The organism is Litoreibacter sp. (assembly GCF_039974535.1).
Classification (GTDB): domain Bacteria; phylum Pseudomonadota; class Alphaproteobacteria; order Rhodobacterales; family Rhodobacteraceae; genus Litoreibacter.
The window spans coordinates 86,810-111,571 of the sequence record NZ_JBDWIU010000010.1; the positions used below are offsets into that span (position 1 = coordinate 86,810).

27 protein-coding genes are annotated in these 24,762 nt (G+C 56.7%); 18 read left to right on the forward strand and 9 right to left on the reverse strand.

Annotated features, from left to right (window positions below; translation table 11 throughout):
- Nucleotides 1–35 precede the first annotated feature (35 nt).
- Entirely contained in the window at nucleotides 36–365 is a 330-nt protein-coding gene (locus tag ABJN86_RS07955; RefSeq protein ID WP_348366121.1) for an Hpt domain-containing protein, read from the forward strand.
- Here ABJN86_RS07955 and ilvA read toward each other — a convergent pair.
- Together ilvA and ABJN86_RS07965 are read right to left on the reverse strand one after the other, a co-directional pair.
- A complete protein-coding gene (gene ilvA / locus ABJN86_RS07960; RefSeq protein ID WP_348366123.1) occupies nucleotides 357–1,604 on the reverse strand; it encodes a threonine ammonia-lyase IlvA in 1,248 nt (415 codons plus the stop codon). The genes ABJN86_RS07955 and ilvA overlap by 9 nt on opposite strands.
- Nucleotides 1,601–2,356 carry a hypothetical protein gene (locus ABJN86_RS07965; protein WP_348366125.1) on the reverse strand — a complete coding sequence of 252 codons (756 nt, stop codon included), beginning with the start codon at nucleotides 2,354–2,356 and terminating at the stop codon, nucleotides 1,601–1,603. The genes ilvA and ABJN86_RS07965 overlap by 4 nt, the downstream gene beginning before the upstream one ends.
- A gap of 144 nt (nucleotides 2,357–2,500) precedes the next feature.
- Between ABJN86_RS07965 and ABJN86_RS07970 the strand changes: the two genes are divergently transcribed.
- Nucleotides 2,501–3,727 (forward strand): argininosuccinate synthase, encoded by a 1,227-nt coding sequence (locus ABJN86_RS07970; RefSeq protein WP_348366127.1) that lies wholly within the window; start codon nucleotides 2,501–2,503, stop codon nucleotides 3,725–3,727.
- Nucleotides 3,728–3,869: 142 nt separating this feature from the next.
- Here the strand turns inward: ABJN86_RS07970 and ABJN86_RS07975 are convergent, their stop codons facing one another.
- Nucleotides 3,870–4,571: an HAD family hydrolase gene (locus ABJN86_RS07975; protein ID WP_348366129.1), complete on the reverse strand. Its 702-nt coding sequence runs from the start codon at nucleotides 4,569–4,571 to the stop codon at nucleotides 3,870–3,872.
- The gene (locus tag ABJN86_RS07980; protein WP_348366131.1) at nucleotides 4,568–4,717 is read right to left on the reverse strand and encodes a hypothetical protein; all 150 of its coding nucleotides are present in this window, start codon (nucleotides 4,715–4,717) and stop codon (nucleotides 4,568–4,570) included. The genes ABJN86_RS07975 and ABJN86_RS07980 overlap by 4 nt, the downstream gene beginning before the upstream one ends.
- Nucleotides 4,718–4,794: 77 nt before the next feature.
- Between ABJN86_RS07980 and ABJN86_RS07985 the strand changes: the two genes are divergently transcribed.
- The 3 genes from ABJN86_RS07985 to msrA all read left to right on the forward strand — a co-directional run bounded on the left by ABJN86_RS07985 (nucleotide 4,795) and on the right by msrA (nucleotide 7,656).
- Nucleotides 4,795–5,859, forward strand: a complete 1,065-nt coding sequence (locus tag ABJN86_RS07985) for a YjgN family protein (protein ID WP_348366132.1) — start codon at nucleotides 4,795–4,797, stop codon at nucleotides 5,857–5,859.
- A 3-nt stretch (nucleotides 5,860–5,862) separates the two neighbouring features.
- Nucleotides 5,863–6,921 carry a M48 family metallopeptidase gene (locus ABJN86_RS07990; RefSeq protein ID WP_348366134.1) on the forward strand — a complete coding sequence of 353 codons (1,059 nt, stop codon included), beginning with the start codon at nucleotides 5,863–5,865 and terminating at the stop codon, nucleotides 6,919–6,921.
- An 84-nt stretch (nucleotides 6,922–7,005) separates the two neighbouring features.
- Nucleotides 7,006–7,656, forward strand: coding sequence for a peptide-methionine (S)-S-oxide reductase MsrA (msrA, locus tag ABJN86_RS07995; protein WP_348366136.1), 651 nt, complete (start codon nucleotides 7,006–7,008; stop codon nucleotides 7,654–7,656).
- A 16-nt stretch (nucleotides 7,657–7,672) separates the two neighbouring features.
- Here the strand turns inward: msrA and ABJN86_RS08000 are convergent, their stop codons facing one another.
- Entirely contained in the window at nucleotides 7,673–7,960 is a 288-nt protein-coding gene (locus ABJN86_RS08000; protein WP_348366138.1) for a YggT family protein, read from the reverse strand.
- Nucleotides 7,961–8,087: 127 nt separating this feature from the next.
- On the opposite strand from ABJN86_RS08000, the gene ABJN86_RS08005 reads away from it, so the two are divergent.
- The 4 genes from ABJN86_RS08005 (at nucleotide 8,088) to ABJN86_RS08020 (ending at nucleotide 11,839) form a co-directional block, all read left to right on the forward strand.
- Complete coding sequence (locus ABJN86_RS08005) at nucleotides 8,088–8,615, forward strand: acyl-CoA thioesterase (RefSeq protein ID WP_348366140.1); 528 nt, start codon at nucleotides 8,088–8,090, stop codon at nucleotides 8,613–8,615.
- Nucleotides 8,616–8,715: 100 nt separating this feature from the next.
- The gene (locus ABJN86_RS08010; RefSeq protein WP_348366142.1) at nucleotides 8,716–10,119 is read left to right on the forward strand and encodes an MFS transporter; all 1,404 of its coding nucleotides are present in this window, start codon (nucleotides 8,716–8,718) and stop codon (nucleotides 10,117–10,119) included.
- 26 nt (nucleotides 10,120–10,145) lie between these two features.
- Nucleotides 10,146–10,982, forward strand: a complete 837-nt coding sequence (mepA, locus tag ABJN86_RS08015; RefSeq protein WP_348366143.1) for a penicillin-insensitive murein endopeptidase — start codon at nucleotides 10,146–10,148, stop codon at nucleotides 10,980–10,982.
- The gene (locus ABJN86_RS08020) at nucleotides 10,955–11,839 is read left to right on the forward strand and encodes an esterase-like activity of phytase family protein (protein ID WP_348366145.1); all 885 of its coding nucleotides are present in this window, start codon (nucleotides 10,955–10,957) and stop codon (nucleotides 11,837–11,839) included. Before mepA ends, ABJN86_RS08020 begins: the two co-directional genes overlap by 28 nt.
- A 3-nt stretch (nucleotides 11,840–11,842) precedes the next feature.
- On the opposite strand, the gene ABJN86_RS08025 is transcribed toward ABJN86_RS08020, so the two are convergent.
- A complete protein-coding gene (locus ABJN86_RS08025; RefSeq protein ID WP_348366146.1) occupies nucleotides 11,843–12,652 on the reverse strand; it encodes a TIGR00730 family Rossman fold protein in 810 nt (269 codons plus the stop codon).
- A gap of 87 nt (nucleotides 12,653–12,739) precedes the next feature.
- Here ABJN86_RS08025 and dapD point away from each other — a divergent pair, with 87 nt between their 5' ends.
- Complete coding sequence (dapD, locus tag ABJN86_RS08030) at nucleotides 12,740–13,567, forward strand: 2,3,4,5-tetrahydropyridine-2,6-dicarboxylate N-succinyltransferase (RefSeq protein ID WP_348366148.1); 828 nt, start codon at nucleotides 12,740–12,742, stop codon at nucleotides 13,565–13,567.
- 3 nt (nucleotides 13,568–13,570) lie between these two features.
- Here dapD and ABJN86_RS08035 read toward each other — a convergent pair whose 3' ends face one another.
- A complete protein-coding gene (locus ABJN86_RS08035; RefSeq protein WP_348366150.1) occupies nucleotides 13,571–14,617 on the reverse strand; it encodes a transporter substrate-binding domain-containing protein in 1,047 nt (348 codons plus the stop codon).
- A 199-nt stretch (nucleotides 14,618–14,816) separates the two neighbouring features.
- Here ABJN86_RS08035 and ABJN86_RS08040 point away from each other — a divergent pair, with 199 nt between their 5' ends.
- Genes ABJN86_RS08040 through ABJN86_RS08050 form a run of 3 tightly spaced genes read left to right on the forward strand, consistent with a single transcriptional unit; the run spans nucleotide 14,817 to nucleotide 16,365 of the window.
- Complete coding sequence (locus ABJN86_RS08040) at nucleotides 14,817–15,530, forward strand: cytochrome c biogenesis protein CcdA (RefSeq protein WP_348366151.1); 714 nt, start codon at nucleotides 14,817–14,819, stop codon at nucleotides 15,528–15,530.
- A gap of 16 nt (nucleotides 15,531–15,546) precedes the next feature.
- On the forward strand, nucleotides 15,547–15,972 hold the full coding sequence (locus ABJN86_RS08045) for a thioredoxin family protein (RefSeq protein WP_348366153.1): 426 nt from the start codon (nucleotides 15,547–15,549) through the stop codon (nucleotides 15,970–15,972).
- Nucleotides 15,973–16,029: 57 nt separating this feature from the next.
- Entirely contained in the window at nucleotides 16,030–16,365 is a 336-nt protein-coding gene (locus tag ABJN86_RS08050; RefSeq protein WP_348366155.1) for a hypothetical protein, read from the forward strand.
- On the opposite strand, the gene ABJN86_RS08055 is transcribed toward ABJN86_RS08050, so the two are convergent.
- Nucleotides 16,362–17,009, reverse strand: coding sequence for a Hint domain-containing protein (locus ABJN86_RS08055; RefSeq protein ID WP_348366156.1), 648 nt, complete (start codon nucleotides 17,007–17,009; stop codon nucleotides 16,362–16,364). The two genes, ABJN86_RS08050 and ABJN86_RS08055, sit on opposite strands and share 4 nt — an antisense overlap.
- 136 nt (nucleotides 17,010–17,145) lie before the next feature.
- Nucleotides 17,146–18,726: a Hint domain-containing protein gene (locus ABJN86_RS08060; protein WP_348366158.1), complete on the reverse strand. Its 1,581-nt coding sequence runs from the start codon at nucleotides 18,724–18,726 to the stop codon at nucleotides 17,146–17,148.
- A 296-nt stretch (nucleotides 18,727–19,022) separates the two neighbouring features.
- Here ABJN86_RS08060 and dapE point away from each other — a divergent pair, with 296 nt between their 5' ends.
- From dapE to rnr, 5 genes are all read left to right on the forward strand, one after another.
- Nucleotides 19,023–20,171: a succinyl-diaminopimelate desuccinylase gene (dapE, locus tag ABJN86_RS08065; protein ID WP_348366159.1), complete on the forward strand. Its 1,149-nt coding sequence runs from the start codon at nucleotides 19,023–19,025 to the stop codon at nucleotides 20,169–20,171.
- On the forward strand, nucleotides 20,164–20,736 hold the full coding sequence (locus ABJN86_RS08070) for a TIGR04282 family arsenosugar biosynthesis glycosyltransferase (protein WP_348366161.1): 573 nt from the start codon (nucleotides 20,164–20,166) through the stop codon (nucleotides 20,734–20,736). The genes dapE and ABJN86_RS08070 overlap by 8 nt, the downstream gene beginning before the upstream one ends.
- Before the next feature lie 94 nt (nucleotides 20,737–20,830).
- The gene (locus ABJN86_RS08075; protein ID WP_348366162.1) at nucleotides 20,831–21,472 is read left to right on the forward strand and encodes a PEBP family protein; all 642 of its coding nucleotides are present in this window, start codon (nucleotides 20,831–20,833) and stop codon (nucleotides 21,470–21,472) included.
- Between the two features lie 2 nt (nucleotides 21,473–21,474).
- A complete protein-coding gene (locus ABJN86_RS08080; RefSeq protein ID WP_348366164.1) occupies nucleotides 21,475–22,437 on the forward strand; it encodes a YHYH protein in 963 nt (320 codons plus the stop codon).
- Between the two features lie 30 nt (nucleotides 22,438–22,467).
- A complete protein-coding gene (rnr, locus tag ABJN86_RS08085) occupies nucleotides 22,468–24,711 on the forward strand; it encodes a ribonuclease R (protein ID WP_348366166.1) in 2,244 nt (747 codons plus the stop codon).
- Nucleotides 24,712–24,762 lie beyond the last annotated feature (51 nt).

The window sequence follows — 24,762 nt, forward strand, 5'->3', positions numbered from 1 at the left end:
CACGGATCGTTAATTTGTCGGGTTCAAGATCATCCATGAACGAAGAAACGCCGGATAGAATGATGTTGGATTGGTCGCGGGTAAATGAGCTGAAAGATGAACTGGGTGCGGAAGATTTCGAAGAGATCGTCACCCTGTTTCTGGAAGAGGTTGGCGAAAAGCTCGACGCCATGCAAGGCGATGCCGGAGCATCCGTCGCGGATGATTTGCATTTCGTGAAAGGCAGTGCTGCAAACTTGGGTTTTGAGAGCCTGCGATTGCTGTGTGAGCAGATGGAGAACGGTAATCTCGCCGTGTCAGCGGGAAAGCTGGCAGCGGAATACCAGCTATCCAAGACGGAGCTAATCGCAAAGGCGTTAGATTAAGAACTCCGCCAAGATATCGTCGTTAGTGATGTCGCGATGCTCAAACCCGCCGTCGGTCATAGATTGGAAAAGGCGGGCAAAGGCGTCGGGGTCTTTGGTTTCAATGCCGATCAAAACAGACCCAAAGTTTCGGGCAGATTTCTTGAGGTATTCAAACCGCGCGATATCATCGTCGGGCCCGAGCAGCCCTAGGAAATCCTTCAACGCTCCGGGGCGTTGGGGCATGCGTAGGATTAGGTATTTCTTCAAGCCCGCATAGCGCTGGGCGCGCTCCTTCACTTCGGGCAACCGCTCAAAGTCAAAGTTCCCGCCGGAGGTCACGCAGACCACGGTCTTGCCTTTAACCTCGCTGGCCAACTCGTCCAACACGTCGATAACCAAGGCGCCGGCGGGTTCCAGAACGATACCCTCGACGTTGAGAAGGCGGATCATGGTGCCGCAGATGCGATTCTCCGGTGCCAACAATACATGCTGGGGGTCGACCTGTTTGAGCTGCTCAAATGTGTGGTGGCCAATCTGCGCCACCGCTGCGCCATCAACAAATGTGTCGACTTGGGGCAGGTTAACCGGCTCGCCCTGCGCCAATGCTGCGGTTAACGACGCGCCGCCCACGGGTTCGACATAGCGAAAGTCGATCTTCGCGCCAGCCTCGTTGAAGTACCGCGTCACGCCAGCTGATAGGCCGCCGCCGCCGACGGGTAAAAGTAGCATATCAGGGACCGCGCCTAATTCGGCTTCAATCTCTACTGCGACCGAGGCTTGGCCCTCTATTACATCTGGGTCGTCGAAGGGCGCCAGAAAATGCGCGCCGATTTGGGTGCAATGCTCTTGGGCGGCTTTTAGGGTTTGGTCGAAGTAGTCCCCGATCAGGCGGATTTTCACGAAGTCGCCGCCGAAGGCTCTGGTCTTGTCTATTTTCTGCTGAGGGGTGGTGATCGGCATGAAAACCTCCCCCATTACGCCGAAATGGCGGCACGTGTAGGCAAACCCTTGGGCGTGGTTTCCCGCGCTGGCGCATACAAAGTTCTGCTGTTCGGGGTGGCTTTCACGGCGCTTTGTCATGGCGTTGAACGCGCCACGGATTTTGTAGGACCGTACCGGAGATAGGTCCTCGCGTTTCAGATAGATTTTCGCGCCGTAAAGCTCCGACAGGTAGTCGTTGAGTTGCAATGGCGTCGATTCGAATACTCCACGCATCTCGCGGGTCGCAGCCTCGGCCGCATCTTTGAACAGTGTCATTTTCGTTCCAGTGGGATGGTCCTGAAAATGGCGACCAGCCAGCCCGTGCCGATCAAGACCGCCAGCCAAGAGGTCACAAAGCTGATGATGACCTTGAGAATCGGTAAGCTGGGAATCAAGATTGTTGGCAGTGTCAGAATTATTGCCATTATGAATGCCAGAACGGTGAGGAGCCAAATTGATTTCCCACGCGATCCGCTCCAGGCTTGCTTGATCGACAAAACTTGGCCTGCTGCCGTCGCGGGCAAGATGGTCGCAAGCCGCAAGAAAAGCCAAAGGATGATAAAAATTATCACCAATGGAAGAGCCAACGCAGCCGTGAATGGAAGCACTGGCTGTAGGGCGCGCTCGGCAAATCCAAGTATCAGCCCAGCCCCTGCCATCACAACCACCAGCAGCAGCAAGCTGAATAGATAGTTGGTGAACGGTAGGCCTTTAAGCGATGGAACCGCGCCTTGTGGGGTATCGGCGCCAAGGCAAAACCGGTGCCACATAAGGGAAATCCAAGCGGTTGCCAAAAAAGTAATAAGGAAAGACATGACTGTGAAGGTGGCCGCCAAGCCAGGGATTTCGCCCTCTGCATCAGGGGCCAAACCAGTTGCGGTGTCGGCCGTTCCGATCATTATTAAACCGAGCGCGACGATAATTAGCTTGGCCGCGATCCAAATGAGGCCCGTCAGGCGAAGTGCCGCGCCAAAGTTGGTGAACAGTTGGGTGACCCCATAGCTAAAGAAATCGATTGCCTGCCGCATAATGCCTCTGGGTTTGCTTTTTGATTTTCCGCAGACCCTGCGGGTAAACCGCTTTGGCGTCAATCGGGGGCACGCACGCCCTTGCGCCCCTGTGACATTGGCGCTATCGCCCTTGGCGACCTTTAGCTTAGCCGGAGACGCCCAATGTCCGCCCCTAAAAAAGTAGTGCTCGCCTATTCCGGTGGCCTCGATACGTCCATTATCCTGAAATGGCTGCAAACCGAATACAATTGCGAAGTGGTGACGTTCACCGCTGACCTTGGCCAAGGCGAAGAGCTGGAGCCAGCTCGCAAGAAAGCCGAGCTGCTGGGGATCAAGCCCGAGAACATCTACATCGAAGACATCCGCGAAGAATTCGTGCGTGACTTTGTCTTCCCGATGTTCCGCGCCAACGCGGTTTATGAAGGCCTGTACCTGCTGGGCACCTCCATCGCGCGCCCACTGATTTCCAAACGTCTGGTCGAGATCGCAGCCGAGACCGGCGCTGACGCCGTGTCCCACGGGGCAACTGGCAAGGGCAACGACCAAGTGCGCTTCGAGCTGGCGGCCTACGCGCTGAACCCCGACATCAAAGTGATCGCGCCTTGGCGTGAGTGGGACCTGTCCTCGCGCACGCGCCTGCTGGAATTCGCCGAGCAGAACCAAATCCCGATCGCGACAGACAAACGCGGCGAAGCGCCCTTCTCGGTTGATGCGAACCTGCTGCACACTTCCTCCGAAGGTAAAGTGCTGGAGGATCCTGCGGATGAGGCGCCTGATTACGTCTACCAACGCACGGTGCACCCTGAAGATGCGCCGAACGAGCCGGAGTTCGTCGAAGTTGGTTTCGAGAGCGGCGACGCGGTGTCCATCAACGGCGAGGCGATGAGCCCTGCGACGATCCTGACCAAGCTGAACGAGCTGGGCGGCAAGCACGGGTGTGGCCGTCTTGATCTGGTTGAGGGCCGTTTCGTCGGCATGAAGTCGCGCGGCGTCTACGAGACACCGGGCGGCACATTGCTGCTGGAAGCCCACCGCGGCATCGAGTCGATCACTTTGGACCGCGGTGCGGCGCACCTCAAAGACGAGCTGATGCCAAAATACGCAGAGCTGATCTACAACGGTTTCTGGTACTCGCCAGAGCGCGAAATGCTGCAAGCTTTGATCGATCAAAGCCAAGAGCACGTCACCGGCACGGTGCGTCTGAAGCTCTACAAAGGCTCTGCCCGCACGGTTGCGCGTTGGTCCGATCACTCGCTGTATTCCGAGGCGCATGTGACGTTTGAAGAAGATGCAGGCGCATATGATCAAACGGATGCGGCTGGTTTCATCCAGCTGAACGCGCTGCGTTTGAAGCTACTGGCGGCACGTGACAAGCGTTTGAAGTCGTAATTTAACTAAAAGCTGAGGTAACCCATGGGTTACCTCACGCGGTTTGGCGTTAACTTTTATCCGCTGATCCGCCACCATATTTCTGAATTGCGTTTACGGGTGTTGAGAACCTGTAAACGCAATCAGATCAAAACCCCGCCAATTATGATTTGAATAGCAACTTGCGGGTTTTCAACGCCTCGTAGTGCGGCAGCGCTTTTTCGCATAGTTCGGCGGCCTCGGCGCTCAATTCCGGCAATGGACCTTCGGCCCCCGCAAAGCCCGTGGAGCGATGCACCGCCCCATACCAATGCGCGGCCCACACCCCGTCAAACTCTTTGGGACCAGCGGTCCAAGACAGCATCGCGTCACAGAACCGCAGCCCGATGACCTCGCACAAGGTGCGCAACGCCGCTTGCGGGTTTTCGCGAATGTCGTGGCTGTCGATGACATAGCCGCCGATGCGCTCAAACAACGCGGTTTGCTGGGAGTAGCCGATGTCCTCCAGCGTTGGGTTCTCGCGTTTGGCGGCATAGCTGGCAATGACGCGGGCAGGGTGGCGGATCAGGTGGATGTTCACGCAATCCGCCGCCCAATCCAATGGAACCCCGTCCAGCATGTGGTGGGGCATGTGCTTCATGTAGCGGTGCTGCTCAGGCGGCGCGTCGCAGGTTGCGGCAACCTTGACGGGGTCGGTTTCATGGGCCGCCATGATCTCCGCGCCCATCGGATGATTGATGCCCGACGCCTTGAGGTATGGCGCGTAAAACGGCTCGTCCATCGCTTCCATGTCGGGGCGGTTGCCAAAGCTGTACATCATCGCTGTCGACAGGTTGCGCGGGCCAGACCACATGGCGATCTTCATTTGGCTTGCCCGTCCACATAGATCAGAATCGCGTCGTTGCGGGCGTCTTCTTCGGCTTGGAGGGTGGTTTGGTGATCTGGCATATGTATCTCCTGAAAAGCATAGAGCCTGATTTTTGGGATTGGGCCAGCGAAAATATCATTCACACAAAGGATTCACAAACATGTTGACCTGAGGTAAGAACGTCGAAAAAAAGACGTCATTGTACATAGAGGATTTTACCATGAGTGATAGTTTACCATCAGGCGCAAAGCCGTTTCAGTTTACAGGGAATGCCAAAGAGTGGTTTGGCATTTGGATCGTTAACCTACTTTTGAGCATCGTGACGCTGGGCGTTTACTCCGCTTGGGCCAAGGTCCGCACGAAGAAATACTTCCATAACCATACATATATCGAAGGCCGTAACTTCGACTATCACGCGACGGGCAAGCAAATCTTTATAGGCCGCTTAATCGTGATTGTGGCCGTTGTTGTTCTTCAGGTCCTGACAACGATTAGTCCGATCATTGGGATCGTGCTGTTGCTTGGGTTGTTGGTTGCATACCCATGGCTGATCGTACGTTCCTTGGCGTTTAACGCGCGGATGACCAGTTTTTCTAACGTGCGCTTTGGTTTTGTTGGCAGCGTTGGGCAAGCCTTCCTCGTGTTCCTTGTCTATCCGCTCTTGATGGCGCTGACCTTGTACACAACCTTCCCAATTTGGGATCGTGCGCTCAAGCGCTTCTCGATCAACAACCACAAGCTTGGCCAAGCAAAATTCAGCATGGAGGTCGGGTTAGGGCCTTTCTACAAAGCGCTTCTTGTTGCAATCGCGTGGATCGTCGTTGTGGGCCTCGTTGGTGTCAGCTTGACGGGTTTTAACTTCACAGAGTTTGCCTATGCGATGGACAGCTTGGAGAATGGTTCGACACAAGGGGCACCCATGATTGCGCTATTCTACGTCCTCTTTTTCGTAGCATTTTTGCCAGCGACATTTTTGTACCAAGCGCTGACGCGGAACGCGGTCTACAACAACACCAGCCTTGAAGGCGGCCACAAGTTTGTATCGAACGTGACCGCACCTGCGTTGTTGTGGTTGGCTGTCTCCAACATGGTCGTTGTGATCTTCACCTTGTTCTTGATGCTGCCTTGGGCGCAGGTTCGTATGGCGCGCTATCTGGCGGATCACACGGGCTTCATTCCGGGCGGCTCGATGGATGACTTTGTGACCCAACAGCAAAAAGCTGGCGGCGCAATGGGTGACGCATTTACCGATCTTGAAGGTATCGACGTCGGCTTGCCGATTTAAGTCATGGGTGACGCGCCGCAACTTCCGGGCCTTCGAGGCCATGCTTTTGCGGCGCGTACCTCCTATCGCCAGCCTGCGCGGCTTGTCACGCGTGAAGGTGGTGAAGACCTTTGGGTGGATATCCAAAATGATGAGCGGGCTGTATTGGGCAGCGCTCACCTGTCAGAGCTGAAAATTGACGCGCCGCTGGGGTCGCTCCCGCGCAAGTTGACCTTCCCCGACGGCACGGTTTTTGAGACAACTGACCACGCGGCGATTGAGGCCTTAACAGGTCAAACGCGTGGCTCGATCTTGCACCACTACGAAGGCTTCAACAGACGTTTGTTTGGCGTTGTTGCTTTGTGCCTCGCAGCGGCGTGGGTTCTGTGGCGCTACGGGTTGGACATCATGGCCTCGGCCGCGATTGCGGTGACGCCGCCCGCCGTGATTGAACAGATCGATGTTGGCAGCTTACAGACCATTGATTTCGCCATGGCGGAACCATCGAGGCTGACAGATGATCAAAAGACCGAGGTGGAGAAGATCTACCATAGGCTTGTTAGCTCCCTGCCAGATGACGTGCAGCAAGAGCACAGCTTTGATTTGCTGTTCCGCAATGTGCCGGGCATGGGGCCGAACGCCTTCGCCTTGCCAGGTGGCACGATGGTGATGACGGACGCTTTCGTGGAAGACTTCCCCGATGCCGACGTTATTGCGGGCGTGCTGGGCCATGAGATCGGCCATGTGGTGGAGCAGCACGGGCTAAAGCGTATATACCGGTCACTGAGCATGTATGTGCTGATCGCGTTTTTGGCGGGCGATGTGGGGCCAATTTTGGAAGACGTCGTGTTGGAGGGCAACGTATTGTTGTCGCTGTCGTTCAGCCGTGCGCAGGAAACTCAGGCCGATGAGTTCGGACTAAGATTGTCGAACGCTGCCGGATTTGACCCTGCTGGATTGAAACGGTTCTTCAAGGATTTGGATGGAAGGTTCGGCGGCTCCGAGCCCCCGCAATGGAAGTCCACGCACCCATCAAGTGCTGAGCGGGTTGATGCCATTGAAGAGTATATCAACGGCCTTTAGTCACATCGCTTCACGTGAACTTTAATTGAAACTAGGGGTGGGAACGTTACCTCTGGGGGTAATAAATCCACAGGAGCTATCCCAATGACCCCCTTCGCAATGTTTCGTCGTAGCGCTGCAGTTTTGACACTTGCCGTACTTGGCGGCGTGTCCGCCCAGCAGGCACAAGCCGCCAAAATCACCGTTGCCGGTGGGTGCTTCTGGTGCGTTGAAAGCGACTTCGAGAGCGTGCCGGGCGTGAAAGAAGCCGTGTCCGGCTTTGCTGGCGGTAAGGCCAAGAATCCCGATTACAAGCAGGTGACGGCGGGCGGCACAGGCCACCTTGAGGCGGTTCAGATTGACTACGACCCCTCCAAAACCTCGCCAAAGAAGCTGTATGATCTGTTCTTCCGCTCGATTGACCCGACGGATGCCGGTGGGCAGTTTTGTGATCGCGGCCATAGCTACACCACCGCTATTTTCGTGAACAACGCGGCGGAGCGCAAAGCCGCAGAGGCAGCTAAGGCCGAGGCTGAAGCCGCATTGGGCAAGAAGATCGTAACGCCAATTCACAACGCGTCGTCTTTCTATCCTGCGTCTAGCTACCATCAGGACTACTATAAGCAAGACAAGCTTATCATCACCCGTTTTGGGCCGCGCACGAAGGCTGTGGCTTACAAGAAGTACCGCAATGCCTGCGGACGTGATCAGCGCGTGAAACAGCTTTGGGGCAATGCGGCTGCATTCACCCACTAAGCATTAAGCGCCGCGCTTAGTAAAAGAGCGCGGCGTTGTTCGATAGAATGATTTGCAGCGCGTAAATGCCCAGCAATGCAACGATGGGGCTTAGATCAATGCCGCTCATCTGTGGCAGCATACGGCGGATCGGGCCGTAGAGCGGCTCTAGCAATCGGTTCAACCCTTCCCAAATTTGCGCGACGATCGGCTGGCGGATGTTCAGCACGCCGAAACTAATGAGCCAGCTCATAATGAAGTGGATGAAGATGACCGTGCGGGCCACACCGAGTATCATCATCAGGATTTGAAACAGGCTTGTCATTTAGGCTCTCCGCTCAAAGGTTGCGAAGTAGGTAAGCCCCGCGCGGTCCGTGCGCAAGGTGTGACGCGATGTCGTAGTTGACGCGAAGTGAAATTAGGGCATTTTTCGCGGCAATCAAGGAGCTGACATGTACCCATTCCTTCGCCTGATTTTTCAATTCCTTCGCCACCGCAATGACCCGCCGCTTGGCCTGACGGACACCCATGTCTCGCACCACATCTGCTGGCCGTGGGATTTGGATCTTTGGCGCGAACTGAACAACGGGCGCACCCTCACCATTTATGACATGGGGCGAATGCCGTTGGGGATGCGCGTTGGTTTGCTCAAAATGCTGAAAGAAAATCGATGGGGTTTGACCATGGCGGGGGCGTCGGTACGGTATCGCCGCCGCGTTCGAATGTTTGACCGGATTGAGATGCGATCACGCGCGGTGTGCTGGGATGATCGATTTCTGTATCTGGAACAATCGATGTGGGTGCGAGGCGAGGCAACGTCACATATCTTGTACAGATCAGCGGTGACGGGGAAGGGCGGCATAGTTAACCCTCAGACAGTAATGAAGTCTTTGGATGTGGAAGTGGAGGCCCCAGAATTCCCCGGTTGGGTCACTGCTTGGGTAGAAGCCGAATCCCAGCGACCTTGGCCGCCGTTTTGATGCAGAAGTCGCGCCTCGCCTGTTCCAAAAGGTAAGTTATTCCTTGCCTTGGCAAGCCGGTTGGCACTAGTTCAATGGGACTATGCTGGGAAAAACTACAATGACGATACCTACAAAGAAGCGCATTTGGGGATGGTTCATGTTCGACTGGGCTTCCCAGCCGTATAACACGCTGCTTCTTACCTTTATATTTGGCCCCTATTTCGCCGAAGTCGTGACCGCTCAGTATATGTCCAGTGGCTTGGAAGAGGAGCTTGCAAAGGCCAGTGCGCAAAGCGCGTGGGGCTGGGTGCTGGCGATCTCGGGGCTGGTCATCGCGGTATCCGCGCCGGTTCTTGGTGCATTGGCGGACAACAGCGGGCGCAGGCTTCCGTATATTTGGGCGTTCTCGCTGCTATATGCGATCGGTGCGGCAAGCACTTGGTTTGCCTATCCGGAAGGCTTTAACATGACACTGGTCATGGGGGCGTTCATCATTGGGTTGGTCGGCATGGAGTTCGCGACCATCTTCACGAATGCCATGCTGCCGGATCTGGGGAGCCGCGAAGAAATCGGACGTATATCCGGCTCGGGTTGGGCTATCGGGTATCTTGGCGGCCTGATGGCGCTGGTCTTCGCCCTGCTGTTTTTGGCGGAAAACAGCGAAGGTTTGACACTGATCGGGCAGCATCCATTGGGGGGCCTAGATTACGAGAACCGCGAGGGAACGCGCTTTGTCGGTGTCTTTTCGGCGATCTGGTTCTTGGTGTTTATGATCCCGTTTTACATGTGGGTGCGCGAACCAAAAGAGCAACCGGCCCGCGTGAAAGGTGTGGCGAAGACCGCCTTGATTGAATTGGGGCGCACCATTCGAAAGCTGCCTAAAAGCCCAAGCCTTGCGAATTACCTCGCGTCTTCGATGCTGTACCGCGACGCGCTGAACGGGATGTACACGTTTGGTGGCTTTTATGCGGTGGGCGTTTTGGGTTGGAGCGTTGTCGACACCGGTGTGTTTGGCATTCTAGCGGTTATTGGCGGCGCTATTGCCGCCTATTTGGGTGGCCGCGCCGACAGCCGATTTGGACCAAAGCCGGTGATTTTGATATCCATTGTGGCGCTTATAATTGCCGCGATTTCCATTGTGATGATCACGCCTACATCGATCTACGGAGTGATGGTGTCTGACGAGGGTCTCGTTGCAGGGCGCACAGCGTCGGACATTGCGTTCTATCTTGCGGGCATTTTGGTGGGGGCAGCGGGTGGTTCGATCCAATCCGCGTCACGTACGATGATGGTACGCCAAGCCAACCCCGCGCGTATGACCGAGGCCTTCGGGCTTTACGCATTGGCGGGCAAGGCGACTTCATTTCTTGCGCCTGCCTTGATTGCGGCGACGTCCGCGCTATCGGGATCGCAGCGGATTGGTGTAACCCCGCTTATCGGGCTCTTCCTTTTGGGGCTGGTCCTGCTAATCTGGGTAAAACCGGACGGAGAGGACGACGCAATATGGGAATCCGAAGCTTAGTTGGCGTAGCTTTAGCGATAAGCTGCATGGCTGGTACTGCGAATGCGCAGCAACTTGCCAAGCAACATTTCGGGGCCAAGCGAGACGGCTCTAATCAACCGGCGGCCGCGCATGGCTCCTATGCGAATGGCTGCGCGGCGGGTCTTGTCCAGATGCCGGAAACCGGCCCGACTTGGCAATCGATGCGCCTGTCGCGCAACCGAAATTGGGGGCACCCCGAACTTATCGATTTCAGCAAGAAGCTGAGCCAAGTTGCGGTTAAGCAGGGCTGGAAGGGCTTGTATTTCGGCGACTTCTCGCAACCGCGTGGCGGGCCGATGCTGACGGGGCACCGCAGCCACCAAATTGGTTTGGATGCCGATATTTGGATGAACCCTGTTGGCCGCGTGAATTTGAACCGCAACCAGCGCGAAAACATCTCGGCGATTTCCATGCGTCGCGCCGAGGGTGCGTTTGTGAACAAAAACTGGACCCGCGCGCACCACGAAATTCTGAAAGCAGCCGCAAGTGACCCGCGGGTTGCGCGTATCTTTGTGTTCCCCGGCGCCAAAGTGCAAATGTGCAAGGACGAGAAAGCCCGCAGCAAGCGCAAGCGGGCGTGGTTGCGCAAAATCCGGCCTTGGTGGGGGCATCACTACCATTTCCATGTTAGGCTTAGCTGCCCAGCTGGATCAACGAACTGCGTCAACCAAGCGGCCCCGCCAGCGGGTGATGGCTGCGCGGATGCACAACAATGGGTGAACAACATTTTGAACCCGCCGCCCCCTCCGAAAAACCCACCCAAAACGACCGCCAAAGTGCGACGTGAGTTGCGGGTCGCAGATTTGCCTAAAGCATGCGTTGGCGTCCTGAACTCCAACTAGCGCTTGCCGCGCTGGCGCTTTCTTCGGGAATTGCATACGGGCAATCCTTGGAGTTTGTCAGCCGGTTCGGTTGGCGTAGCCAAGTGGATGGCTTTGGCGGCTTCTCCTCATTGGAGCTAAGCCGCGATGGCGTGCAATTTATCACGACGAGCGACAAGGGCTTGATCGCTGAGGGGCGCGTGGTTCGGCGCGATGGCCGCATCCGTGGCTTGGAAAATCTCCGGTTTGAGCTACTCCAAAATTCCGAGGGAGCGCCTTTGCGCAGCTTCCGGACAGATGCGGAGGGGGCGGCGATTTCGCCCGACGGGACGATCTACATATCATTTGAGGGCACTCACCGCGTTCTGGCTTACAGTGGGCTAAATGATGCGGCGCGGCGATTGCCTGACATTCCGTGGACGGGGGCATTGCAAAGCAACTCCTCGCTGGAAGCCTTGGCTATCGACAAGGCGGGTGTGCTTTACACACTGCCCGAGCGGTCAGGTGATTTGAACCGCCCGTTTCCTGTTTTCCGTTTTCGAGGTGGGCGCTGGGATCGGCAGCTTCGCATCCCTAGACGAGACGGGTTTTTACCAGTTGGCGCGGATTTTGGCCCTGATGGGCGTTTTTACCTGCTGGAGCGAGAGCTAAAGGGCCTGAACGGGTTCGCCACGCGGGTACGCAGTTTCAAGCTAGAGGGCAACGCCTTCACGGATGAGCGCGAACTGCTGGAAACGACCGGCGGGTCGCATGACAATCTGGAAGGTATTGCGGTGTGGGCCACCCCCGAAGGGGTGATCCATGTGACTATGATTGCCGACGATAACTTTAAGTTTTTTCAGCGTACCGAGCTGGTTGAATACCGTCTGACCCAATAGGCGCTAGCCTTTTTGGTGTGCGTCGATGATGGCGATGGCTTCCTCGGCGGTCTCTACAAAGTGGAACAGGTCCAAGTCCTCGGCCGCGATTGTGCCTGCCTCGGACAGGGCTTCCCAGTTGATGATGGAGCGCCAGAAGGCTTCCCCGAACAACACAAACGGCACGCGCTGCATGCGGCCGGTTTGGATCAGCGTCAGGGCCTCAAACAATTCGTCCAATGTCCCGAAGCCGCCCGGGAAGGCGGTGACGGCGCTGGCACGCATCAAGAAGTGCATTTTGCGGATCGCGAAGTAGTGGAAGTTGAAGCACAGCTCTGGCGTCACAAATTCGTTCGGGGCCTGCTCATGCGGCAGCACGATGTTGAGCCCAACGGAGCGCCCGCCCGCATCAAGCGCGCCGCGGTTGCCAGCTTCCATCACACCCGGGCCGCCACCTGTGCAGATCACGTTGTGATTGCCGTCGGAGCGTTCGGTCATGATTTGGGCGAAGCGGCGGGCCTCTTCGTAGTATTTGGACAACTCGGCCAGCGTGGAGGTGCGGGCGGTGTCTTTCTTGGATGGCTCTGGGATGCGTGCGCCACCGAACAGAACGATGGTCGATTCGATACCGGCCTCGTCCATCATCAGTTGTGGCTTGAGCAGTTCCAACTGCAACCGCACGGGACGCAATTCGTCACGGCACATGAAGTCATCATCCGTAAAGGCCAGCGCATAGGCGGGAGACCGCGTTTGCGGGGTGTCGGGGATTTGCTTGACCTCTTCCATGTCCTGACGGGAATGGCGCATGGGGTGTTTGCGGTTGTCGTCTTTCATATCGTCTGCCTCTTGATTGCGCGTATGCGTCTTTTTGGTTTATAGCCGATCAACCGTTGAAACCAGACACGATTGAGGAATGCCTACATGTCCAACGCTCAACTAGAGACCGCCATCGAGGCCGCGTGGGAAGCACGTGACACGATCACGCCATCCACTACAGGCGAAACACGTGACGCCATCGAGGATACATTGAACGCCTTGGATAGCGGCAAGCTGCGCGTGGCTGAGAAGCAAGACGATGGCTCTTGGCATGTAAACCAATGGGCCAAGAAGGCCGTTCTGCTGGGCTTCCGCATCAAAGACATGGAGCAGCAAGACGGCGGCCCACAAGGCGCTGGCTGGTGGGACAAGGTCGACAGCAAGTTCAAAGGCTGGGGCGACAACCAGTGGAAGGCAGCGGGCTTCCGCGCCGTGCCCAACTGTATCGTACGCAAATCCGCCTACATCGCGCCTGGCGTGGTGTTGATGCCGTCTTTTGTGAACCTTGGCGCGCACGTGGGTGAAGGCACGATGGTTGACACATGGGCCACCGTTGGGTCCTGCGCCCAAATCGGCAAAAACGTGCACCTGTCTGGCGGCGTTGGCATCGGCGGCGTGTTGGAGCCTATGCAAGCGGGCCCGACCATCATTGAGGACAACTGCTTTATCGGGGCGCGCTCCGAGGTGGTAGAGGGTTGCATCGTGCGTGAGGGCGCGGTTTTGGGCATGGGCGTGTTCATCGGCCAGTCGACCAAGATCGTTGACCGCGAAACCGGCGAAGTGATGTACGGCGAAGTGCCGCCTTACTCGGTGGTTGTGTCTGGCTCCATGCCGTCCAAGAACGGCGTGAACCTGTACTGCGCGGTTATCGTAAAGACAGTGGACGAGCGCACACGCTCCAAGACAGGCATCAACGAGTTGCTGCGCGACTAAGCGCTAGTACGTCGTACCAAACCATTTTGCGCGGAGGCGGTCATATTCACCGTTTTCGCGCAATTTCAAAAGGCTTTGATCTATTTGTTCGCGCAGCGGGCTATCAGTGGGCAGAGCCATCGCGTAGTTTTCAGGCCTAAATGTCCGATCAATAAGCCGAGCCTTCCCTTTGGCGGAATTGGCAATGTGATAGGCCAAAATAGGCTTATCGAAGACAATAGCATCCAGTTCATTCTCGTCGAACTCACTCAACAATTTGTCGAGCGAGTCAAATTGCAAATGCGCAACGTCGCGATCTGACAGGAAGGCACTGGCTGTGGACCCTGCGAGTGTACCGGTCTGCTTGCCGTCTAAGTCCGAGAGAGTTTCAATGCTGTTTTGCAACGCATTCACGGTCATAGCAGCCGTGATCTTGGCCACAAAGATCGACACGAGAAATAGGGAACAAACCACCAAGATTACCGCGAAGAAGCGCCCAGGCCGAGAGTTTGGCATCCGTTCTTCAAAGCCGCCGTTTACCACAAGGTTCAGCGCCCACCAGAACGAGGGGAACATCGCCTCGCGCACAGGGCGGTTGAAGAACTCGGAGCGGCCACGCTCGAACACCCACATCAACATGCCGCCGCCAAACAAAAGCGCCACCGCGGCCAGTATGGCAAATCCAATGTCGCGGACGAAAATGGTCGAGAACAGCGACGTCTTACCGCTGTCTTCGTGGACCATGACCTGCAATCCGCTGTCGAAAATCGGCTTGGTAAAGTCCATTTTTATTTCGCGCTCAGCGGTGACCGAGATGTTCGCAATAGCGCCATCCACTTGACCGTTTGTGACCAAATCCAACATTTCGCCAAAAGTGTCGGTGCGCGTAATTGTGTACTCAAACCCGAGATCTTCGGCGACCATATCCCACAGATCAATCGAGAAGCCCACGTCCTTGCCGTTATCCTCCATAGAGAAGGGGGTTCGCGTAACTGTAGCAATCGATATTGGGTCTTCCGCCCAAGCAAGGTGTGGTGCGAGCGAGAGGAGTATAGTCAATAGAATGCGCATAAAGTGGGCCTTTTCGCGGGTATTGGCCTTACTGGACCCGCAACGTACGGAAATGCAAGTATCTGGAGCCTAACTTGACATCTTTAGTGGAAAACGGGCGGTGTTTCAGTTCTCCCAAGTCGCCTAGTTGACACTTTTGTGAACGCGCGGCGCACCTTGCAGTGTTCCGCGACCTTCGGCATCGGGTATTGTGCGCCAGATGGAGCTAATCTTTGCCTACCTTGCGGGCCTTCTGACCCTTATTAACCCGTGCGTTTTGCCGGTGTTGCCTATCGTTTTGGTCTCGGCATTGAATGCGGATCGGCGCGGGCCAATTGCGCTTGCCGCTGGCATGAGCGTGTCATTTGTGACCTTCGGGATGGTGGTCGCCACCTTTGGGCGGGCCATCGGCTTGACAGAACGGGTGCTCGCCGACACGGGCGCCATCGCGATGTTGATCTTCGGCGCAATCTTATTGCTGCCCCCACTGTCGTCGCGGTTCGAGGTTGCTATGGCTGGCTTGTCGGCCAAAGCGGATGGATCACTTGCCCAAAGCAATACCGGTGGCATTCAGGGGCAGTTTTTGGGCGGCTTGCTGCTAGGCGCTGTTTGGTCCCCATGTATTGGCCCAACACTGGGTGGTGCTATTGCACTGGCGAGCCAAGGGGAGAGCCTGTTTTGGGCCTTCTTGATCATGGTTGGCTTTGCATTGGGCGTATCGACATTGATCCTAGGGATTGGCCTAGGCGGGCAAGAGTTGATCCGTGGGCGGGCGATTGCTTTGAAGGCACTGGCCTCAAAGTCGAAACCCATCTTGGGTGGGGTCTTTGTTGCCGTGGGCCTTATGATCTTGTTCCGCATCAACCATATGATTGACTACTGGGCCATTCAAAACCTGCCTGAATGGCTTGTGACCCTATCTGTATCCATTTGAAACCGGAGTGCTTACCATGAACCGACGTTCTTTTCTTGCGACCATCGCCACCGCGCTGGCATTGCCTGCAACTGGATTTGCCGCTGACCTGAAGACTATAGAATTCGACAGAAGGGACCCGATCAAAGCGGCGTTGAAGGCGGGAAAAACTGTATTTGTGGATTTCGCGGCTGATTGGTGCTCGACCTGCTCGGTGCAAGAACGGGTGATCAATGAGCTGCGACAAGAGAATGCCGCCTATGACGAGAACATCGTTTTTGTGCGTGTTGATTGGGATGCGTACGGCAATTCGCCTGTTGCCCGTGATCGCAACATTCCTCGCCGCTCCACCTTGATTGCGTTGAAAGGCAACAAGGAGTTGGGACGGATTGTGGCGGGCACGTCGACCTCTAGCATCAAGAAGTTGATGGATAAGGCGCTTGCTGCGTCGCAAACAGCCTAAGGTTGCGACGCAGATCGACGCTTGTAGACTGTTAGACATGGCCCTAGAGAAGGCGCCATGTCTGAGAAAACCAAACGCACACACCACGTCTATACTCTTTTGATCGAAGTCGGCCGCAAGGACGGGGACGGGCTGCCCGAGCACGCGTCGGGGGCAGCCTTGATGTGCTACTCCAGCGGTGTGGATGAAGCGGAGGCCGTGCGCGAGACCGTGGCTTTGATGAAGCAGGCTGGATTGGCGCCTTTGGATGTCACGGGATACGGGTCATTGAACGACCGGTTGGCTGAAGGGCATGACATTGAGGACGAAGAGCGCGCACTGATGCAGCGCGCGCTCGAAGAGAACTCAGTCGTGGTGGCGCAAACCACCGCGTTCTATGAGGGTGATGATTAGTTCTGGAAGCCTGAGTGGTACTCAGTGGCGAAGCAACGGGCTTCCTCATTGCTAAGTACTCGGCCTTCAGTGGCACCGTCTTTGTGAAGCGCGGAAATTGCACAACGGCCAACTGACAATGCCTCAGGCGTGTCGAGTTGCAGTTGATACATGCGATCTGAAGACCGGGTCTCAAAGTGCCCAACCTTACGCCCGTCGTTTAATGCCCAAACAGGGACAATGACGGTTTCCTCACCGAACAGATATTCTGCGATGTCGGTGGTGATTACGATCTTCTGCTCTGGGGCCAAGACAACATCTTGGTTCAACCCGAAATAAGGAGCGCGAAGAATGTACGAATTCCGCGGCGCGTCCGTGGTCAACACATTCTTGACCCGTGCTTCGCCGCCTTGGGCGTCAAACACCACGTCACCTGCGTGCAATTCGTCGATGCGGCGCGGCCCGTCAGGGGTGCCCACACGAGTTTCTGCCATCATGCCAGTGTTTGCTGGTGCTTCTGGAAGATCATTGACGTTTGAAAATGCGGTTTGAGTACCCGCTTCATACGCATTGCGGCCATTCGCCAACATTGCGACTTCTTTTGACGATTCTTTACGGCCTAACATGGCCATTTGCCCGTCTATTTTTACACTAATCTGCTTCATTACCTACTACCTCCATACATGGCCACGAGGACCTTTGGATATGGTATGAGTAGAGGTGCTCCTTGCCCAAAGCGTGGAGGCGCTGTGGCTATTCAGAGGAATAACCAAGGCATTGTTGCCGTATTTGGGGGTAATACTAGGCCGCATAGCCCTGAGAAAGCAGCAATTGTGCTTCAAAACCTTTGAGAGAGGTGCGCGCCGACGCCCCGTACCCATGGCCTGTTACGGGATCAATTTCAGGGAAAATTGTGCAAATTTCATTCACAACATCATGCTCGAAGCTACGCAACGATTGAGGGCCGGGCAGGAAGCTTTCTGTGGCAAGCCGCTCGGAGTAGACAACTTGATGGGTGTCGAACAGGATGTGAACGTAAGTAACCTCGGCATTCGAGGTGTCCCGCCGCACAGTTTGATCGTTCACAAGGTCCTTGGCCGCGACCAGCACTTCCTTGGTACCAAAGAGAATTTCGGCCATCTCGTTAGTGATCAAGACGCGGTGCTGTGGCGACACGGACAAAGTGTCATGGTCCCCGAATGCACCAGCCTCGATGCGAATTGGGGCCAGATCGCCGGTGGCGACAACCTTGCGCGACCCGATCCAACGTACCGGCTGCGGGCCCTCGTCCTTGGTTGTAACCAAGTCACCGGGGAAGAGCTGTTCTACTTCGCGCGGGCCGGACGGGGTGTTAACCAAAGTGCCAGCCACAAAACAAGGGATGGTGTTAACGGTGACAAAGGCGGTGTCGGATACCCCTGCGCTGTTCTCGGTTGTGTAGGTGAAGTTGATCTCTTCGATATCGGCGTCATTCACATAACCAAATGTGCCGTCGGCGTTCAGCGTAACCTGCCCGCCAGTGGCCAAGATCACCGTGCTGCCGACAGATACGTCTTGGCCATTGATGTGAGTAATGGTCAGCGTGCCACCGCTTTCTTCGACATCATTCGCCAAGACATCCAGCGTGGGAGTACCGTTTTGCACCACATCATAAGCATCGTCGTGAGCGAGCACGTCGTTTTGAATAGAGCCGCTGGCGATCAGCAAGTTACTGTCGAAGTTGCTGTCGGAGACATCCGCGATGCCAATGCGCAGCGAGTTCACAACGCCGGGGTTCACGTTCAAGGTCAGCGTTAGTGTGACAGTGAAGCCGTCCATCTCGGTGTTGAAGGCGTCATTTGTGTTGTCTTGGTAGAGGTTCACGTTGTTGCTGCTGCTCACGTTACCGATGTCAGCTGACCCATTGCCAACGGCCAAAGACACAGGAGCCCCATTCACCCAAACGCCTACAGTGTCCTGGTAAATGGAGTTGACGAATTCAGGATACTCGTCGGACGAGTAGATAAACTGCAACGACAGCGTATCGCTGTCAGGGATGAAATCGACTGTTAGGATTGACGCATCAAAGGTATTGGTGCCAGCCAGCGCGTTAAACTGGGCATCATTGTTGATACCTGGTGTGTTGGTAGATGTGTTGGTGTCTTGGTTTGAATCGCCATTTGAGTTGGTGAAATCCGATGCTCGACCCGTGGACAAGATGACGCCGGTGTCGCTGGGGGTTACACCCGGTGCGACGCTATCGCCATTCGAGTAGATGCCAGAAGACTGCGACCAACCTGAATAGCTGGCGCCGACCACGACTGACCCGTTGCCGAATATTTCATTGGCCATCTGCACCGCAGACGCGCTTTCGTTGATCGGAAGTTCCGATGCCGCAACCATTACTGCCTCCGTTGCCAGAGATCAGGCGAGCGTAAGGGTCTGAAGAAAAGTATCCTTCAAGACAATATGCAACTCGATAAACTTAACGCTCGAACGACCCTTTTGCGGATCGCATACCCTGCCTCGGGCTTAATTTTTATTAATACATTGTTAATGACGGAATTTGACTTGAGGGAAGGAATTTTTGCTTAAGGTCATGGTTTGACCTGAGTTTTGTCACATTTCCGACAGTTCTGTTGCGATTGCGCCTCACCTGCTGGGCAGGCTAGAAGGGTTCAAACTGAACGGAGAGCCACATGACCCGACCTATTGACCCCGTTGATCTTACCGCACAACTGGTGCGCTGCGCCTCGGTCACGCCCGTTGAAGGTGGCGCGTTGACCACCTTGCAGGCCTTGCTTGAGGGCGCCGGATTTGAATGCACCCGTGTAGATCGCGGCGAGGTTTCCAACCTTTATGCGCGCTGGGGAAATAAAGGCCACGCACGCAGTTTTGGCTTTAACGGGCATACGGATGTGGTGCCTGTGGGCGACGAGGGCGCATGGACGATGGACCCGTTCGGTGCAGAAATTAAGGACGGATACCTGTATGGGCGCGGCTCCACGGACATGAAATCGGGTGTGGCCGCCTTTGCCGCCGCCGCTGTGGATTTCGTGATCAACACCCCGCCAGACGGCGCGGTGATCATGGCGATTACGGGTGACGAGGAGGGCGTGGCCATCGACGGCACCGTGGCCCTTTTGGACTGGATGGAGGCCGAGGGCGAAGCCATGACCGCCTGCCTTGTGGGCGAGCCGACCTGCCCAAACGAGATGGGCGAGATGATGAAGATCGGGCGTCGCGGCTCCATGACCGCGTATTTCACCGTGAAGGGCGTGCAGGGTCATGCGGCTTATCCGCACCGCGCGTTGAACCCCGTGTCGGTGATGGCGCGTTTAGTGGACCGCTTGGCGAGCCATGTGTTGGATGAGGGCACGGACCACTTCGACGCCTCAACCTTGGCCGTGGTGACGATTGATACCGGCAACGGGGCGAACAATGTGATCCCGGCAGAATGCAAAGCGACGGTGAACATCCGGTTTAACGACGACCACACGTCTGACAGTTTGATCGATTGGCTGCGCGGCGAGGCGGATAAGATTGCCGCCGAGAGCGGCGCGACGGTGGACATGGTCACCCAAGTATCGGGCGAAAGCTTCGTGACGCCACCGGGTGAACTGTCGGCATTGGTCGCCAAAAGCGTAGAAGGTGAAACGGGCGTTGTGCCGGAGATGTCCACCTCGGGTGGGACGTCGGACGCACGGTTTGTGAAGAACCACTGCCCCGTGGTGGAGTTTGGCCTTGTTGGCAAAACCATGCACCAAGTGGACGAGCGGGTGATGGTGGAGCAGGTGCATCAGCTCAAGGGCATCTACACCCGAATTTTGCGAGACTACTTTGCGTAAAACTCTGGTCGTGATGGTGAAGGAGCCGCATCCGGGCCGTGTGAAAACGCGTCTGGGGCGGGGACTGGGCATGGTTGGGGCCGCGTGGTGGTTCCGCCACCAAACCCGCGCGTTGCTACGCCGTTTGCGTGACCCGCGTTGGGACTTGGTGCTGGCGGTATCGCCGGATGCAGAGGGCTTGGTGTCGCGGGTTTGGCCTAGCGATTTGCCGCGCTGGGCGCAGGGGCGGGGCGATCTGGGGGACCGGATGGGCGCCGCCTTTGAGGCGATGCCTAACGGGCCGGTTTGCGTTATCGGCGCAGATATCCCCGATGTGACAAAGCCACGGATTGCAGAGGCGTTCGCCGAGTTGGGGCGGAGCGAGGCCGTGTTTGGCCCTGCGCCTGACGGTGGATACTGGTTGGTGGGTTTGAAGCGGATGCGCCGCCATATGGGACTGTTCGACGGGGTGCGCTGGTCAACCGAGCACGCATTGGCCGATAGCGTGGCATCGTTGCGCGGTGCGAGCGTCGGTTATGTCGCGACATTGCGAGATGTCGACACAGCAGACGACTTGCCGAGCTGAGCCATTTCCCGCGGATTAAAAAAATGTAATTGTTGCGACGTAAATTCTCGCTAGCTTCGTTAGATAGATGAATTACGCTGGCAAAGGGCTCAATATGCGCAAAACGACTATAACTCTCGCGGCAGTTTTTCTGTCTACTGGTGCTCTTGTGGCGGACACATATTCCGCTGACGTTTGGGCCGACAACTGGTTCGAGATGCGGATCGACGGCCAACAGGTTGCCGAAGACAGCGTATCCATCACCACCGAGCGGTCGTTCAACGCCGAGAGCTTTGTTTTCGAGGCGAAGCCGCCGTTCGTCATTGGGCTGGTAGCCAAAGACTTCAAAGAAAACGACACAGGTTTGGAATACATCGGATCTCGTCGTCAGCAAATGGGCGACGGGGGGGTGATAGTGCAGATCAAGAACGCTGCTGGCGAGATGGTGGCGGTCAGCAATGAGGGCTGGCACTGTATGGTCGTCCACACCGCGCCGTTGAACAAATCCTGCGAGAAAGAACGCAACCCCGTTGCGGGCGAAGGCGCATGCGGGTTTGAGGAAGTTGCCGCCCCCGATGGTTGGGATACTGCTGCGTTTGACGCTTCCGACTGGCCGAATGCAAGTGTGTTTTCCGAGTCTGACGTCCGACCGAAGGATGGCTACGACAGAATTACCTGGGACCAATCCGCCAAATTGATCTGGGGACCGGACCTAGAGCAAAGCAATACGGTCTTGTGCCGCTTAACGGTGGAATGATTATGAAACACGCCCAACTTTTCGCCGCCACCGCGCTTTTTACAATTGTCGCGGGCGGCATGGCGCAAGCTCATGAAGACCATTGCGCTGCCGTCGCAGCCTCGGTCCAAGATGCGGGCTTTGCGGATCGCGTGGTCGTTAGTTGCACCGATACTCATGCGGTCATCACGTCTGACACATATCCCGACCATGAAAAGATGACAGGGATTGTCGGAACCAATGAACAGGTGCCTGTCCCAGGAACTTATGCCGCGCCTGTCATCCTTGCGCCGGAACTGGGGGACGCGCCGTTGACCCGCGATGCGGCCCTTGGTGTCGCGGTAAATGGCGTGCCGATCTACGATTACACGGGCGGCGGTGAAATGAGCCAAAGCGATCTGGCGCACCACCAAGCGCGGCATGACACCGTTCAAACGGGCCAACTGGATGTCTGCGGTGGTCACGCGGGGCGTGGGGATGACTATCATTACCACGCCAAGCCAACTTGCATGATCGAGCAGATGGAGAACGCTGGTGATGATGCGATCATTGGCTGGGGTTTCGACGGCTTCCCGATCTTTGGCGACAACAATCCCGATGGAAGCGTAATTGCTGCGGGTGATTTGGATATATGCAACGGACAGTCAGATGACACGTTCGGGTACCGTTACCACACGTCAGAAGATGCCCCATATATTGTGCAATGCTTGATGGGAAAGGTCGCTGAGTTTGATCGGTTGCCGCGCATTCCCCCACTGTCGGTGGCGGGTGGCGGTGGTGCCGCTCCAGGTCGTCCGCCGCGTGGTGGCGTGGAGAAGCTTGTCTTTTCGGAAACTGAGAATGGGGAGCGGAGCATGAATTATACTTATGGGGGTAAGGATTACTACATCCGATACGCCCCGTCCGATACGCCAGAATGCTATGACTTCGTGACAAGCACGGTTACCAATGACGGCGAAGTGGTGAGCGGCGAATACTGCCGCTGACACCGCCTGTAGGGCGTGATAGGCGAGGGTATGAAAAATCTTCCCACCAAAGCCGACATCTTGTCCTTCATTCAGGACAACCCCACGAAGACCAACAAACGCGACATCGCCAAAGCCTTCGGGATTAAGGGTGCCGCGCGGATTGACCTGAAGCGCATGCTCAAAGAGCTGCAGGGTGAGGGGCATCTAGAGAAGCGGCGCAAGACGTTCCGCGAGGACGGGGCTTTGGCTCCGGTCTCGGTGTGCCGTGTGGGCGCGTCTGATGCGGATGGGGACCTGTTTTTGGAAGCCGTCGAGGCCGGAGACAATCCACCGCGCATTTTGTTCATCGCGAAGTCTGGCGATGTGGCTTTGGCCGAAGGCGACCGTGTGTTGTGCCGCCTGACCAAAGTTACCGGCGAAGACTATGCCTATGAGGCACGGCTGATCCGGCGCATCGGCGGCGGTCCCAACAAGATTTTGGGCATCTTCCGTGTGAGCGCCGAGGGTGGCCGCGTGACGCCCATTGATAAAGGCGACGGTAAGGAATGGCGCGTACCTGCCGGAGCCGTAGAAGGAGCCAAAGACGGCGAGCTGGTCGAGGCGGAACAAACGGGGCCGAAGTCACGCATGGGCCTGCCAACGGCGCGAATTCTAGCGCGGTTAGGCGACCCCAACGGCCCACGCGCCGTGTCGCTGATCGCCATTCACCAACACGGCATTCCTGACGCATTCCCCGAAGATGTAGTGGCGGAAGCGGAGGCCGCGAAGCCCGTCGAGTTAGGCAAGCGCGAAGACCTGCGCGACCTGCCATTGGTGACCATTGACCCCAGCGACGCGCGGGACCATGACGATGCATGCTACGCCCACGCGGATGACGACCCCGCCAACAAGGGCGGGCATGTGGTTTGGGTGGCGATTGCCGATGTGGCGCATTACGTGCAGCCTGGATCGAAGCTGGATGTGGAGGCCCGCAAACGCGGCAACTCCACCTATTTCCCTGACCGTGTGGTGCCGATGTTGCCCGACGCGTTATCCGGCGACTTGTGCTCACTGCACGAGGGGGTTGAGCGCCCTTGTATGGCCGTGCGCATGGTGCTGGACGCGGACGGCGCCAAGCTGTCACATCGGTTTACGCGCGGGTTGATGCGCTCCCCCGCTGCGCTGAACTACGAAGAGGTCCAAGGCGGCCAAGACGGCAAGCCGAACGACAAGGTCGCCCCCTTGATGGAAGTCGTGATCGCGCCGCTGTATGAGGCCTATGAGGCGTTGAAAATTGCACGGGCGCATCGCCAGCCTTTGGAACTGGACCTGCCAGAGCGCAAGATCATGATGGACGAGGACGGCAAAGTGACCTCCGTGGCGTTCCGCGACCGATTGGACGCGCATAAGCTGATTGAGGAATTCATGGTGCTGGCCAATGTCTGCGCCGCTGAAGAACTTAAAGCCCGCGACACGCCACTTTTGTACCGCGTGCACGAGGAGCCATCGCCCGAGAAGTTGGACAACCTGCGCGAGGTAGTTCAGGCCAGCGGGCTGAGCTTGGCCAAAGGGCAAGTGCTGCAAACACGGCATTTGAACCGCCTGCTTGAACAGGCGGCAGGGACAGATCAGGCGGAGTTGATCAACATCTCGGCGCTGCGATCCATGACCCAAGCGTATTATGGCCCGCAGAACTTTGGGCACTTCGGGCTGGCTTTGCGCGACTATGCGCATTTCACCTCGCCCATCCGGCGCTATGCGGATTTGATCGTGCACCGGGCCTTGGTGTCCTCGCATAAGTTTGGCGATGACGGGCTGGTGGACGATGATCTGAAGGCCACGGGTGAGCATATTTCCACCACCGAGCGCCGCTCCATGGTGGCGGAGCGGGATACGACCGACCGCTATTTGGCGTCCTATTTGTCCGAACGCGTCGGGACAGAGATCGAGGGCCGTGTCAGCGGCATCGCCAAGTTCGGTATGTTTGTGAAACTGGACGGGTCCGGCGCTGACGGGTTGATCCCGATTGGCACGCTTGGGCGCGAATACTTCGCCTATGACCGCGACGCGCAAACCTTGCGTGGCGAGAAATCTGGCGTGGTGATCGGCCTTGGTGCGCGGGTTCTTGCCCGATTGGCCGAGGCCACACCTGTCACCGGCGGATTGGTGCTGGAACTGCTGGAGCTGAACGGAAAGCCCCTGCCTCAGACGGGCGGGCGTGGGCGTAGCGGGCCGCCCAAAGGCCGCAAGACTGGCAAATACAAGGCCAAAGGGGCCAAGCTGAAGAAGAAGCTTAAACGCAAGCGGACGTAGCTAGGCACGGGCGATCGATCTGGGTACAGTGTTTCCAAATCGAGAACACGA

Bases quoted from the DNA above. Each gene is read 5' to 3' on its own strand.
- dapD (WP_348366148.1), top strand. From the start codon at position 12,740: ATGTCCAACGCTCAACTAGAGACCGCCATCGAGGCCGCGTGGGAAGCA.
- ABJN86_RS08020 (WP_348366145.1), top strand. From the start codon at position 10,955: ATGCGTTGGCGTCCTGAACTCCAACTAGCGCTTGCCGCGCTGGCGCTT.
- ilvA (WP_348366123.1), bottom strand. From the start codon at position 1,604: ATGACACTGTTCAAAGATGCGGCCGAGGCTGCGACCCGCGAGATGCGT.
- ABJN86_RS08055 (WP_348366156.1), bottom strand. From the start codon at position 17,009: ATGAAGCAGATTAGTGTAAAAATAGACGGGCAAATGGCCATGTTAGGC.
- ABJN86_RS07970 (WP_348366127.1), top strand. From the start codon at position 2,501: ATGTCCGCCCCTAAAAAAGTAGTGCTCGCCTATTCCGGTGGCCTCGAT.
- mepA (WP_348366143.1), top strand. From the start codon at position 10,146: ATGGCTGGTACTGCGAATGCGCAGCAACTTGCCAAGCAACATTTCGGG.
- ABJN86_RS08035 (WP_348366150.1), bottom strand. From the start codon at position 14,617: ATGCGCATTCTATTGACTATACTCCTCTCGCTCGCACCACACCTTGCT.
- ABJN86_RS07985 (WP_348366132.1), top strand. From the start codon at position 4,795: ATGAGTGATAGTTTACCATCAGGCGCAAAGCCGTTTCAGTTTACAGGG.
- ABJN86_RS07975 (WP_348366129.1), bottom strand. From the start codon at position 4,571: ATGAAGATCGCCATGTGGTCTGGCCCGCGCAACCTGTCGACAGCGATG.
- rnr (WP_348366166.1), top strand. From the start codon at position 22,468: ATGAAAAATCTTCCCACCAAAGCCGACATCTTGTCCTTCATTCAGGAC.
- ABJN86_RS07965 (WP_348366125.1), bottom strand. From the start codon at position 2,356: ATGCGGCAGGCAATCGATTTCTTTAGCTATGGGGTCACCCAACTGTTC.
- ABJN86_RS08025 (WP_348366146.1), bottom strand. From the start codon at position 12,652: ATGAAAGACGACAACCGCAAACACCCCATGCGCCATTCCCGTCAGGAC.
- ABJN86_RS08050 (WP_348366155.1), top strand. From the start codon at position 16,030: ATGTCTGAGAAAACCAAACGCACACACCACGTCTATACTCTTTTGATC.
- ABJN86_RS08075 (WP_348366162.1), top strand. From the start codon at position 20,831: ATGCGCAAAACGACTATAACTCTCGCGGCAGTTTTTCTGTCTACTGGT.
- ABJN86_RS08040 (WP_348366151.1), top strand. From the start codon at position 14,817: ATGGAGCTAATCTTTGCCTACCTTGCGGGCCTTCTGACCCTTATTAAC.
- ABJN86_RS08010 (WP_348366142.1), top strand. From the start codon at position 8,716: ATGACGATACCTACAAAGAAGCGCATTTGGGGATGGTTCATGTTCGAC.
- ABJN86_RS08060 (WP_348366158.1), bottom strand. From the start codon at position 18,726: ATGGTTGCGGCATCGGAACTTCCGATCAACGAAAGCGCGTCTGCGGTG.
- ABJN86_RS08005 (WP_348366140.1), top strand. From the start codon at position 8,088: ATGTACCCATTCCTTCGCCTGATTTTTCAATTCCTTCGCCACCGCAAT.
- ABJN86_RS08080 (WP_348366164.1), top strand. From the start codon at position 21,475: ATGAAACACGCCCAACTTTTCGCCGCCACCGCGCTTTTTACAATTGTC.
- ABJN86_RS07955 (WP_348366121.1), top strand. From the start codon at position 36: ATGAACGAAGAAACGCCGGATAGAATGATGTTGGATTGGTCGCGGGTA.
- ABJN86_RS08000 (WP_348366138.1), bottom strand. From the start codon at position 7,960: ATGACAAGCCTGTTTCAAATCCTGATGATGATACTCGGTGTGGCCCGC.
- ABJN86_RS07990 (WP_348366134.1), top strand. From the start codon at position 5,863: ATGGGTGACGCGCCGCAACTTCCGGGCCTTCGAGGCCATGCTTTTGCG.
- dapE (WP_348366159.1), top strand. From the start codon at position 19,023: ATGACCCGACCTATTGACCCCGTTGATCTTACCGCACAACTGGTGCGC.
- ABJN86_RS08045 (WP_348366153.1), top strand. From the start codon at position 15,547: ATGAACCGACGTTCTTTTCTTGCGACCATCGCCACCGCGCTGGCATTG.
- msrA (WP_348366136.1), top strand. From the start codon at position 7,006: ATGACCCCCTTCGCAATGTTTCGTCGTAGCGCTGCAGTTTTGACACTT.